General features: G+C 45.9%; 11 protein-coding genes. 5 read left to right on the top strand and 6 right to left on the bottom strand.

Features of this window, described 5'->3' with window-relative positions:
- Window positions 1-65 precede the first annotated feature (65 nt).
- The 6 genes from Q0394_RS05610 to Q0394_RS05585 all read right to left on the bottom strand — a co-directional run bounded on the left by Q0394_RS05610 (window position 66) and on the right by Q0394_RS05585 (window position 7,276).
- On the bottom strand, window positions 66-416 hold the full coding sequence (locus Q0394_RS05610; protein ID WP_298946014.1) for a hypothetical protein: 351 nt from the start codon (window positions 414-416) through the stop codon (window positions 66-68).
- Complete coding sequence (locus Q0394_RS05605) at window positions 401-1,123, bottom strand: hypothetical protein (protein WP_298946012.1); 723 nt, start codon at window positions 1,121-1,123, stop codon at window positions 401-403. The genes Q0394_RS05610 and Q0394_RS05605 overlap by 16 nt, the downstream gene beginning before the upstream one ends.
- Window positions 1,124-1,175: 52 nt before the next feature.
- Complete coding sequence (locus Q0394_RS05600) at window positions 1,176-2,312, bottom strand: cytochrome C (protein WP_298946010.1); 1,137 nt, start codon at window positions 2,310-2,312, stop codon at window positions 1,176-1,178.
- 103 nt (window positions 2,313-2,415) lie between these two features.
- Entirely contained in the window at window positions 2,416-2,838 is a 423-nt protein-coding gene (locus Q0394_RS05595; RefSeq protein ID WP_298946008.1) for a DUF6678 family protein, read from the bottom strand.
- 143 nt (window positions 2,839-2,981) lie between these two features.
- A complete protein-coding gene (gene glmS / locus Q0394_RS05590) occupies window positions 2,982-4,817 on the bottom strand; it encodes a glutamine--fructose-6-phosphate transaminase (isomerizing) (RefSeq protein ID WP_298946006.1) in 1,836 nt (611 codons plus the stop codon).
- 2 nt (window positions 4,818-4,819) lie between these two features.
- Window positions 4,820-7,276, bottom strand: a complete 2,457-nt coding sequence (locus tag Q0394_RS05585; protein WP_298946004.1) for an HD domain-containing protein — start codon at window positions 7,274-7,276, stop codon at window positions 4,820-4,822.
- A gap of 112 nt (window positions 7,277-7,388) precedes the next feature.
- Here Q0394_RS05585 and mqnE point away from each other — a divergent pair, with 112 nt between their 5' ends.
- From mqnE to Q0394_RS05560, 5 genes are read left to right on the top strand one after another with little or no spacing between them, the layout of a single operon-like run.
- Window positions 7,389-8,459: an aminofutalosine synthase MqnE gene (gene mqnE, locus Q0394_RS05580; protein WP_298946003.1), complete on the top strand. Its 1,071-nt coding sequence runs from the start codon at window positions 7,389-7,391 to the stop codon at window positions 8,457-8,459.
- Between the two features lie 10 nt (window positions 8,460-8,469).
- The gene (locus Q0394_RS05575) at window positions 8,470-9,762 is read left to right on the top strand and encodes an NCS2 family permease (RefSeq protein ID WP_298946001.1); all 1,293 of its coding nucleotides are present in this window, start codon (window positions 8,470-8,472) and stop codon (window positions 9,760-9,762) included.
- Between the two features lie 9 nt (window positions 9,763-9,771).
- A complete protein-coding gene (locus tag Q0394_RS05570; protein ID WP_298946000.1) occupies window positions 9,772-10,212 on the top strand; it encodes a phosphoribosyltransferase family protein in 441 nt (146 codons plus the stop codon).
- Window positions 10,179-11,426, top strand: a complete 1,248-nt coding sequence (locus tag Q0394_RS05565) for a hypothetical protein (protein WP_298945998.1) — start codon at window positions 10,179-10,181, stop codon at window positions 11,424-11,426. Before Q0394_RS05570 ends, Q0394_RS05565 begins: the two co-directional genes overlap by 34 nt.
- A gap of 12 nt (window positions 11,427-11,438) precedes the next feature.
- Window positions 11,439-12,116, top strand: coding sequence for a prepilin-type N-terminal cleavage/methylation domain-containing protein (locus Q0394_RS05560; protein ID WP_298945996.1), 678 nt, complete (start codon window positions 11,439-11,441; stop codon window positions 12,114-12,116).
- Window positions 12,117-12,198: the final 82 nt, after the last annotated feature.

Genomic DNA, 12,198 nt, shown 5'->3' with positions numbered 1-12,198 from the left:
TAGCGCCAAAATTAAAATAGCGTGGGCGTGCAAATCCAAAATAAATTTGACGCCCGTAGCTAAATTTACCGCTTAAAGTCGTGAATTTGTATATTGGCGCCATATTTTTTGCAAAGCTCGCTTACTTTTTCTTTTAGCCTTTCCTCGTCATAGCAGATGAGATCGATGTATGCGTACCTCTGCCCGGTTGCGCCGCCGATTATCTCCAAAAACGAGCCGCAGCTCTCTAGCTCCTCGTCCTCGATTTTATTTCGCAGATCAAAGCCTGCCTGTACGTCGCCGCCGTTACCTATGCTAAGAAAGCAAAATTTGATGCCAAGCTCGAAAGCTTCATTGTAGATGTCGCGCTCGCCGTTTAGGTACTGATTTACGATGCTCGTTAGGCAGGTGGTGCCTACGATCACGTCCTCACGCACCTCGCTTCCGCGCGGCTCCATCTCATAGCTGAAAAAATCTTCAGCGGCTCGCACGCGGCTTTTTCGCCGAATTTCTCATCGACCAGATCGGCAAATTCGTTTAGCGGCACGCCGTTTTCTTTGGGCTCGGATAGCACCTCAAGCTCGCCCAAGGTATTTATGATCGCCGTTTCGCCGATCATATTGTCAAGCAGGATAAAGCTAAGGTTATAAGCCTTGCCCTCATCCTGCGCGAGCAGAGCCGCTAGGTTTTCGTTGTAAATTTTAATATCCACGTCGCTTTCGTTAAACTGCGCGTAGATCATCGACTCCTCGGCGCTTACGTTGGTGCCATACATCTCTATCCCGCCGATACCTCGCGGCGCGCGCGGCTTTCCGAGCGTGCAGAGCATTTTGGATTCGAGCTGCTTTGGCATAGCGTTTTTGATGAAGCTTAGCCAAAATAGGCGATGCCTCATACCCTCAGGAGTTAGCACCAGATCGAGCTTATCGTCCACGAGCCCCGTCATAAAATAAGGCTCGGCAAGGCAGATACGAAGCTTCTCGTCCGTCTTTTGCATCGCCTTTTCAAACTCTTTTGCCGCCAGATCAGCCTTGATCTCATCTACCACGCCGCTAAATTCCGCCCAAAATTTATCCACTCTGCCAGCAAAAGTGCTTGGAATTTGCGCTTTTTCAGCCTTTTTACCAAAACTAAATAACCCCATATTTTCTCCTTAAATTAAATTTTACTCGCATTATATAGTTAATTAATTTACCTTACGTACACTGAAAGCAACCACCCAAAATCTCGCATTTCTCGCAAATTTGCACGTATATGACCCCTTCGCCCTCTATCATCTCGCCAAATGGGATTTGCGCTAGGTGCTTCATTGTCCCGCCGCAACTAGGGCAGAGCAGATACTCGGCGTCCTGCACCCACTGCGGATAGCCACCCACGGTCGTATCAAGCTCGCTAAAGCAGCCGTAAAACGGCGACACTTCGCCACCAAGTTTAAATTTCATACCGCACAGACGCGCAAAATCCTCCTGCGAAAAGTAGTTTTCGTCAAAGCCTTCGCCATCATGGCTTAGCTCTATCTCGCCGTCTGCGCCGCGTTTGCAAAAATATCTGACCGAACCGACGCAGGTCGGGCAGCAGCGAAATATCGCGTCGTGCTTTAAATTTAAAAACGCAAGCCGCGGATCGGATGCCTTTAGACGCAGCATATCAAGTATCTCGCAGCCGCAAAACTCGCACTTTTGGCCTGTAGGTTCGCCGATTTGTACGGGCTCATCCGTGTTTTGGTTTGAGTTTAAATTTGCGCTTTGGCTCGCGCGCTTGCCATCTTTTATGCGCACCGCGGTAAGACATTTATCAAAAACGAGCGATTTTCGCTCGCCCGTCTCGTCAAACGCCCAGCCGCCGATTTTTGCGTAAAATTCGGTACCCACGTAGAGTTTTTTGCGCCACGGCCGCGGGTTTTTATACAGCTCGTAAAAAAGCTCAGCCGTCTGCTCGCCGCCCTGCCAGGCAAGCGCGCAAAGTAGGTGGTTTAGCACGTTTTTGGAGTTGTCCTCTAGCGAGTTTAGTTTTGTTATGAGTGCGTCTTTTACGTCGTCCGGCGCGCCGAAGTAGAGCTCTGGCGGATAGTAAATTTCCTTTGCCGCCGCAGCTCGCGCGATCCTTGGATCGTGGATGCTCAGCAGGCTAAAAAGCGCCCAAAAATCATTGCAAATCTCATCCCATTTTTCGATCTCGTCGATACGATCCGCGATTTTTAAGATCATCGCTTCTACTTCGTCCGCGCTTAAGTTTAAAATTTCATCCCGCCTCTGCCTTTGGCTGCACGAGTGGCAGATGCCGTCAAAATATATCGTGTTTTCGCCGCATTTTGGGCATAGATGAGCGCCCATATTTTGCTCCTTTGAGTTTAAATTTCGTCAAATTTTATCAAATTTTGCTGCTTTTAGCGAGCGAGCGCGGTTTTAAATTTGACTCCGTTTGCCTGCGCCAAATTTATCTATATCCGTAAATTTTTAGCCCGCTTTTGTCTATTTCATAGTCAAATTTGCCCGCCTTTGTCATGGTGTCCAGCACTGCTTCAAGCGGATTTGGGATAAAATTTGAGGCAAGCTTTTCGGTTCTGTTCATGCGCGTTTGCTTGTAAAATTTAGGCACGAAAACCCAGTGTAAGTCTTTAAACAAAATAGCTCCGTTGGCGCAATCAAAATACCCGTCCTGTAAGCACCCAAAACCGCAGACGAGCGCGATCTCCTCCTTGCCCGATAATAGCTTTACGCGTATGTCCTTGCAACCCGAAGCTTCTAAAATTTCGCAGAGCTTAAGCCATTTTGCATCGTTCATCAGCGACGTGAGGCGACCCGCCTTTTTATCTAGCCTTTTTTGATAAATTTCATATTTTTCGTTTAAATTTTGCATGATACTCCCGGGCGCCGATAAATTTGTATTTAAATTTAGAATAAAATTTGAGAGAAATTTAGGCGGGCAACCTCTCGCCCAAATTTGCAGATTAGGATTAAAAGCGAAATTTAGCGTCGTCCGTCAAATTTCGCCTATTAAATTTACTCTACCGTTACGCTTTTAGCGAGGTTTCGCGGCATATCTACGTCGTTGCCCAGTCTCACAGCGATCTCTAGTGCAAAAAGCTGCAGGATGATCATCATCTCGAAAAACTCGCTCATCGGGTGAGCCTGCTTGCTAGTTTTGATAAAATCGTCGCTAAGCTCGAACTCCTCGGGGCTGATAGCAAGTATATAGGCATCGCGTGCGGCTAGCTCTTCGACGTTGCTCTTGGTTTTTTCGTAAAGGACGGTTTGCGGCATCAGCGCGATCGTAAAGAGCCTCTCGTCGGCAAGTGCGATAGGACCGTGCTTCATCTCGCCGGCTGGATAGCCCTCAGCGTGCAGATATGAGATCTCTTTGAGCTTTAGCGCGCCTTCGAGTGCTAGCGGGTAGAATATATCTCGCCCGATGAAAAAGAAGCCGTGGCCGTGCAAATAGTGCTTGGCTAGGCGGCGGATACGCTCTTGCGGCTCTTTGCTGATGTTTAAAATTTGCGGAACGTGCAGGAGTGCTGCGATCTCATTTTTTAGCTCTTCTTTGCTTATAGAGGCTTTAGCTTGCGCGATTTGCAGCGCCAGCATCCACAGCGTTACTACTTGCGTGGCGAAGGCTTTGGTGCTGGCTACGCCCTTTTCGATGCCGGCGCGAGTTAGCAGCGTGTCGTCTGCTAGGCGCACGATCGAGGAGTTATCGACGTTGCAGATGGCTAGCGTCTTTAGCCCCGCTTGCTTGGCGATTTTTAGCGCCTCTAGGGTATCGGCGGTTTCGCCGCTTTGCGAGATGACGATAAAAAGAGCGTTTTTGTTTAGTTTCGGGCGTCTATAGCGAAATTCGCTCGCGATCTCGACCTTGGCTCTCGTGTCTGCTAGCCTCTCAAAAAGATAGCTAGCGGTAAGGGCTGCGTGGTAGCTCGTGCCGCATGCGCAAATCACGATATCGTCGATATTTCGTAGATACTCGTCGGTTAAATTTTCAAGCCCTACCGCATCCTCTTTGACGCGTCCCATTAGAGTTTCTGAGACTACCGCGCTTTGTTCGTAGATCTCTTTTTCCATGAAAAAGCGGTAACCCTCTTTTTGCGCGTAGCTTTTATCCGCAGGCAGCGCGGCAAAGCTCGGGCTTAGTTTTTTTTCGTCTTTAAAAACCGCGATCTCGTCAATGCTAACAAATCCGTAGCTTTTGTCGTCCAGGTAGCACACCTCTTTGGCTAGGCCGATCAGCGGGGCGTCGGAGGAGGCGAAAAATACCTCTTTGCCCTCGCTTTTGCCGATAGCTAGCGGCGCGGCGTCCTTGGCGAAGAAAATTTTGCCAGGAGCCGTTTTGGTGATAAGCAGCGTCGCGTATGCACCGTGTAGGCGCGCTACCGTGGCTTCGTATGCCTTAAAAGGCTCGCCGATAGTTTTTAAATTTTCCTCAAAAAGATGCACGATAACCTCGGTGTCGGTTTGGCTAAGGAAGTTAACGCCCTTTGCCTCAAGCTCCTCTTTTAGCTCTTTGTAGTTTTCGATGATGCCGTTATGAACGACGAAAGAGTGCTCGCCAAGGTGCGGGTGAGCGTTGATCTCGGTAGGTTTGCCGTGCGTAGCCCAGCGCGTGTGTCCGATCGCGACGCCCTCGCCGCTAGAGCTAAAGCCCTCTGATTTTTTGGCTAAATTTTCAAGCTTGCCGATGGCTTTAAAAAAGGCGATCTCCTGTGCGCATTTGTCGCAACCGCCCTCTAGGCTCATCACTGCCATGCCTGCGCTATCGTAGCCGCGGTACTCAAGCTCTTTTAATCCGTTTAAAATAAACTCTCTTTTTTCTCTATTGCCGACGTAACCGACGATTCCGCACATGTTTACTCGCTTTCTAATAATTTTAAAATTTCGCCCAGATCCACGCCCTCGCGCTTTTCGATAAGTAGCAAATTTCGCGTCCTGTTTTTTACGGTTTGGATTCTGGCGTTGGCTATTTTTACATCAAATTCCTTAAAAACTCCCAATACGTAAGCCATCAGCCCGCGCTGATCTTTTGCGTTTATGCCCAGCTTTGCGTACTCTTGCGAGTGGTTTGGGTCGAAATTTAGCTCGCCTTTTAGTATTATCGGACGATTTATCTGCGCTGAGGCGCCACTTTTTAGCGAGATTTCGATGAGGTTTTTTAGGGTTTCTAGTTCGCTTGATTTTACGTTTTTGTTAAACTCTAGCTTGACGTAAAATTTATCGTCAAACAGCTCGAAAATCTCCATAAAACCAAGATCAAGGTGTGCCAAAGACGAGAGCAAAACGGCTAAATTCGGATAGTTTTGCGCGTAAATTTCGATGCTTAAGCTTTGGTGATTTTGTACTTGCACGCTTAGTTTATCCGCACTTTGCGCGACTTGAGCGATAGCGATGATATCTGCTGGTTGGTATTTAGCAAAGAGCAAATTTGAACGGATAGCGAAAATTTTTTCTTTCAAATTTTCGCTTAAGGCCGCAAATTTAGCGTTTCTCCTGATGCTGAGCTCCTTTTTTACGCGCCTTGAAGCCTCATCAAGCAGATTTTCATCCTCAAAGCTTTGCAAACAAATGCCGTAAAGCTCGCGCAAAAGTCGCGCCAGATAGGGCGTATAGAGCTTTTCGTCGGTCGCGTTTATCACGCAATAAGCGACGATGTAGGAGAGTTTTAGCGTTTGCGGGTCGCCAAGCTTTGAGATAAAGCTAAAAATCGTACGCTGATCATAGATGTCCTCGCGGTTTGCCACGTCGTTCATCAGCGTGTGGTAGCGCACGAGCGTAATGCCGATATTTACGGCTTTTGCGCTCAAATTTAGCTTTGCGGCGTAGGCGCGAAAGATATTTGAGCCCACGACCGAGTGATCGCCGCCTAGCCCCTTGCCTGCGTCATGTAGCAGCAAAGCTAGCTTTAGCAGCGTTCGCCCCTCGACGCAAAGCTCGTCGTAGAGCGATTTTATGAATTTATCTTTGATATTTTCGGCAAATTTGACGCTTAGCACGCAGTGCTCGCCGACGCTAAATTTATGATAGCCGTCAAATTCGGCCAAATTTACGGCGTGTTCGAGCGGCTTAACTAAAACAGGCAAAATCTCCGCGTCCAAAAGTGCCTTGATAATGCAGTGAGCGTGGTTTCGCATCAAAATTTTTCTAAAAAGCGCGAGCGAATCCTCGGCGTCCTCTTTGCTGATTTGCGCGCGTTTTAGGTAAAAGATTGTTCCGACGTCAAATTTATATTCCGCATCGCCGAGAGCCAAAAGCTGTTTTAGCACTGCATTTAGCGGCCTAGCGCGGACGTGTAGCGGGACATAAATCGTATTTTCAAACCTATAAAATCCATTTTTTAGCCGCGCGGCTCGCAGCTCGCTAAATTTCGCCTCGCTTTTAAATTTGCTCCTATAAAAGCTAGAAACCAGATAGCGCGAAAAAACCGCGACTGAGTGCATGCAGGAAAAGAGCTTTTGCGAGATGACGCTGCTATTTTCTTGCGTTTTTTTGGACTTGGTTTGCATGAGCGCGGTGATCTCGTTTAGCTTTGCGGGGGCAAAAACGTCCGAGCCTAGGGTTAAATTTTGCGCCGATTTTACGCAAAGGATAAAATCTGTCGCCAAATTTAGCGCACTAAGCTCCTTTTCGTCGATAAATTTTAGAGCCTGCGAGCGCATGCTGATCTCGTTTTCAAAGCCGTTTAGGGCGCAGTTTAGATAGTAGATGTCGTTCGTGCCGCCTAGATCGTTTTTTAGATCAGGTTCTTGCTTTATGTTTGGGATATCGTTAAAGGCGCTCAGATTTTTGGCGTAAAATTTGAGATTTTCCTGTGCGTTAAACTCGCGCGTTTCGTAGATCTGTGAGCGAGCGGCTTTGTAGAGCGTACGCGAGCCGCAGATGTAGCGGATACGGCTAAATGCGGCCTTTGCTTTGTGGTCGTTTTTGTGCGCTTCGAAAATCTCGTCCAGCTCGCAAATTTTGATATTTAGCTTTAAATTTGAGCTCTCAAGCGCGGCGACTAGCTTTTTTAGTATAAATTTGACGTTAAAGCCCGCGTTCTCTTTAAAGACGATTAAAATCTCTAAAACCGAGCTTGTGGAGATGAGGTTGTCGGCGTATTTTTCGGTAGCGATGACGCAAAACGGGATAAAATCTACGTCCGGGTTAAAGTCCGCGAAAATCTCGTCCAAAACCCGCGCGCATAGAGCTTTTATGAGCTCGTCGCTTTGCTTTGCGATGAAATTTGCAAAGCCCTTGCCCTGAAGCTTTTTTAGCTGCGAGGCCAAATTTGCGCCGCCCAAAACGCCGCTTAAATTTCCTTTTAAAGCCACTTTTTTACCGCCGTCTTTTTGTGTAAATTTTATCCGATGATACTAAAATTTTGCAAAAACAAAGCTTTTTTAACATATAATCGCCGTTTAATATCTATTTTCGGAATAAAATTTGACAAATTTAATAGAAAAACTCCAAAGCGGCGAACGTCTGGACGCGGACGAATGCGCCGGCTTGTACGACCTAGACCTTTTTACGCTGGGTAAATTCGCAAACGCCAAACGGCAAAAACTGCACGGTAAAAAGGTATTTTTTAACGTAAATCGCCACATAAATCCTACCAATATCTGCGCGGACGTGTGTAAATTTTGCGCATTTTCGGCAAACCGCAAAAATCCAAACCCATACACGATGAGCCACGATGAAATACTAGAAATCGTCGAAAAAAGCGTCGCCGGCGGCGCAAAAGAGATACATATCGTCTCTGCGCACAACCCCGATACCTCATGGCAGTGGTATTTGGAAATTTTTAAAAAAATAAAAGAAAAATACCCGCAAATCCACGTCAAAGCGCTAACTGCGGCGGAGGTTGATTTCCTCTCGCGAAAACACAGCCTTAGCTACGAAGAAGTCGTGGAAAAGATGCTTGAATACGGCGTGGATAGCATGCCTGGCGGCGGAGCGGAGATCTTTGACGAAGAGGTTAGACGTAAAATCTGCAAAGGCAAGGTGAGCTCGGAAAACTGGCTCAAAATCCACCGTCTTTGGCACGAAAAAGGCAGAGAAAGTAACGCTACGATGCTGTTTGGCCACGTAGAAAGCAGGCAAAACCGCATCGATCATATGCTAAGGATTCGAGGTTTACAGGATACAACGGGCGGATTTAACGCCTTTATCCCGCTTGTTTATCAGCGCGACAATAACTATCTAAAAGTGGAAAACTATCCCGGCTCGGCCGAAATTTTAAAAACATTTGCGATATCGCGCCTGGTGCTTGATAATGTCGCGCACATAAAGGCGTACTGGGCGACCTCGACTATAAATTTAGCGATGGTCGCGCAGGAATTTGGCGCTGATGATTTAGACGGCACGATAGAAAAAGAGAGTATCCAAAGCGCGGCTGGAGCGAAATCGGCAAGCGGTATGAGTCTTAGAAATTTTACCGATCTCATTCAGACGTCGGGATTTGTCCCCGTCGAGCGAGATAGCTTATACAACGAACTAAAAATTTACGATAACTAAGGAGGCGGAATTGGATTTTTTTAAACTCAAGCAAAACGGCACTAGCGTAAAGACCGAGTTTAGCGCGGGGCTCACGACCTTTTTAACGATGATGTACATCGTGCCGGTAAACGCGATAATCATGAGCAAAACGGGTATGCCGATGGACGCACTCATCACGGCTACAGCGCTCATCACGGTGATCGCTACCGTGCTAAACGGTATATGGGCGAACACGCCGGTGGCCATGAGCGTGGGAATGGGACTAAACGCGTATTTTACCTTTGGTCTGGTGCTTGGTATGCAAATACCGTGGCAGACGGCTCTGGGCGTAGTTTTCATCTCGGGTATAATTTTCGTCGTGCTATCTTTTACAAATTTTAGAATCTGGGTCTTAAAATCAATCCCCGATGACGTCAGACGCTCGATAAGCGCGGGCATAGGCGCCTTTATCGCCTTTGTGGGGCTTCAGCAAATGGGCGTAGTCGTAAATAACGACGCCGTGCTGGTCGGACTTGGAAATTTAAAAGATCCAAACGTTATTTTGGGCTTTGTGGGACTATTTTTCGTTATACTTTTTTGGGCGTGGAAGGTTAAGGGCGCCTTTATCATCGCTGTATTTACGACCTCGGTGGTCGCTTGGATTTTTGGTATCGCGCCGTATCCGAAAGAATTTATCTCGCTACCGGCTTCGATCTCGCCAATATTTTTAGAGCTTGATATCATGGGCGCGCTATCTTTCGCGCTGCTTCCGGTGATCGTTACATTTTTCGTAACCGATCTTTTCGACTCTATCGGCACGCTAGCTGGCGTGGGAAATAGGGCGGGAATCTTTGACGAGAGCAACCAAAAAGGCGTCGAAAAACTAGAAAAAACCCTCGAAGCCGATGCGGTAGCTACGGTAGCCGGCTCGTTAGTAGGCGTTAGCACTACGACGTCGTTTGCCGAGAGCGCTAGCGGCGTAGAAGAGGGCGGCAAGACGGGACTAACGGCGGTATTTTGCGGACTATTTTTCGTGCTTACGATTTTTATGCTGCCGCTTTTTAAAGCCATCCCTTCAAACGCGATATATCCGATACTCGTGATGGTGGGCGTGCTGATGTTTAGCGAGCTTGGAAATATAAATTTTAAAGATCCGGCTATAGCCGTATCGACATTTTTGATAGTTATTTTGATGCCGCTTACGTACTCGATCACGACTGGACTTTCGTTTGGATTTATGGCGTATTTGCTGGTTCGTATCATGAGGCGCGAGTGGGAATACGTAAATATCGGCGTCATCGTGCTTGCGCTCATTAGTTTCATAGTATTTTTAGTGCATTAAGGAGAGAATATGCTGAAGTATCCATTCGAGGAATTTCATAAAGACGTAAAAATAATGGCGCAAGATATCAAAGAAAACTTTGGGCCCGAGGTGATTTTGGCAATCGCTCGCGGCGGGCTTACTTTGGGGCACTTTTTAGCAAGCCTGTTAAATAACCGCAATCTTTTTACGCTAAACTCAATCCACTACGAAGAGACTAAAAAGCTCGACACCATCGATATCTTTAACATCCCTGATCTATCTAAATTTAATAAAATTTTGATAGTGGACGATATGATTGATACGGGCGAGAGCATGATAGCTATCAAGCAAGAGCTTTTAAAACGCTTCCCGCATATTAAGCTAAAGATCGCGACTATCTTTTATAAACAAAAAGCGCTTTTGTTGCCCGACTTTACGGTAAAAGAGGCGCACGAGTGGATAGAGTTTTTCTGGGAAGAGCAAATTTAAGCCCTAAATTTAGCATGCTACGCTCGGAAACGTTTTTACTTTTTATCATCTGCCTTATAGATTTTTGTTTTTTATCGTATGCGATTAGCACGCTTAGCATTAGCTACTACGAGGCGGATGCGTTTTATAACTCGCCTAAAATTTCAGCCGTTTTGGCTAGAGCTTCGGTTGAGATTTTCGGACAAAACGACTATGCTTTGCGCCTTCCTTTTGTTATTTGCCACATTTTTAGCGTCGCTCTACTCTACAAGGTATCAAAGCAAATTTTAAAACGTAAATTTGACCGAGTAGTAAGCGCGGTCGTGTTTATACTGCTTCCTGCGACGATGGCGTCGGCGATCTTGGTAAACGACGCCGGCATCATAATCGCGCTCTCGCTTTTGAGTATTTATCTTTATCAGCTGCGCAAAATGCTAGCTTTTTACGCGCTTTTATGTGTGTTGCCTTTTATTAGCGGCGCATTTTTGGTTTATTTTTCGGCTATTTTTGCATTCGGCGTTTATAGGCGCGACGCTAAGATGGCGTGGACCTCGGCGCTACTTTTCGCGCTTTGTTTTTATCTTTATGGATTTAACTCCGGCGGCAAGCCTAGCGGTCATTTGCTTGATACCGTAAGCATCTTTGCCGCCGTATTTTCGCCTCTTATTTTCATTTATTTCGTATATGCTATGTATAGAATTTGGATAAAAGAGGCTAAAAATTTACTCTGGTTCGTTTGTATAACGGCGTTTTTATTTTGCTTGGTTTTATCTATCAGACAGCGCTTAGAGCTCGAAAACTACCTGCCTTTTTGCATTATTTCCGTACCGATTTTGGTTCGGGTATTTTTTAGCTCGTACCGCGTGAGACTACCGATGTTTAGACGTGGGTATAAAATTTTAGCTTCATTTGCCGTGGTTTCTTTGCTCGTTGGGTTTTTGTTTGTGCTTTTTAACGAAATGCTTTACGGCGTGCTAAAAAATCCGACCAAGCATTTTGTTTACAGATATCACGTAGCAAAAGAGCTTGCAAGGGAGTTAGAAAACGAAGGTGTGGAAAAAATTTTCACAGACGATAAAAAGCTAGCCTTGAGACTTAAATTTTACGGCATAGATACACAGCCGGACTCAAATTTGCGATTAGTAATTTTGGACCAGAAAGATAATTATGGTAATATAGCGGTCTATAAATTTGGCGTAAAAATCGCAAATTTTAAAATTATAAAAGATGATTAGGGGATAAATTTAATGAAAAAAGCCTTTACTATGCTAGAGCTTGTTGTTGTGATTGTAGTAATAGGAATAATAGCCGCCGCTGCGCTACCAAGAATCAACGATGATCATATCGCCGAAGCTGCCGATCAAGTTATGTCGCATATCCGCTATACTCAGCACCTAGCTATGCAGGATAGCAAATTTGACCCTACTGATGCCAACTGGTTTAGAAGGAGATGGAGCATAACTTTTACTCAGGCTGCATTTTGCGGGGGTGCAAACGAATGGAGATATAGCGTATACCATGACGATGGAAATACGACAGGTAATTTAAATTCGGCAAACGAAGTTGCAAGAGATTCATTAGATCCGAGTAAATTTATGAGTTCAGGATGGGCTGGTATCGCGGGTGCTGATTGCGCAAATGTCAGCAATAAATATAATTTGACGACAAATTTTGGAATAACTAATGTTCAATTTCGCGGTGTGTGTGGACAGGCTGGTCTGCAGACTTTATCTTTTGATGAATTTGGAAGACCTATGAGAAGTGTAAGTACTCCTAATGGCGGTGGTGCAACTAGGGGTTATAATAGGTTGGTTTACAATGGACAAAACTGTCAAATAGTTTTGACTACGGCACGAAGAACCGCAACTATAACTATAGCACCTGAAACCGGTTTTGTACAGGTTGCTTTTGCAAACCGTCCATAAATTTAAAAATTATACAATTTTGGTTCATTCCTTCAGCTTCTTTTAAGCATATTGCTTGTATAATTCGAGCTCACGAATTGAG

Origin of the sequence: uncultured Campylobacter sp. (genome assembly GCF_938039205.1) — a bacterium.
Lineage (GTDB): Bacteria > Campylobacterota > Campylobacteria > Campylobacterales > Campylobacteraceae > Campylobacter_A.
Note: the sequence above shows the minus strand (reverse complement) of the source record. Positions and strands in the feature narration are given on the sequence as shown.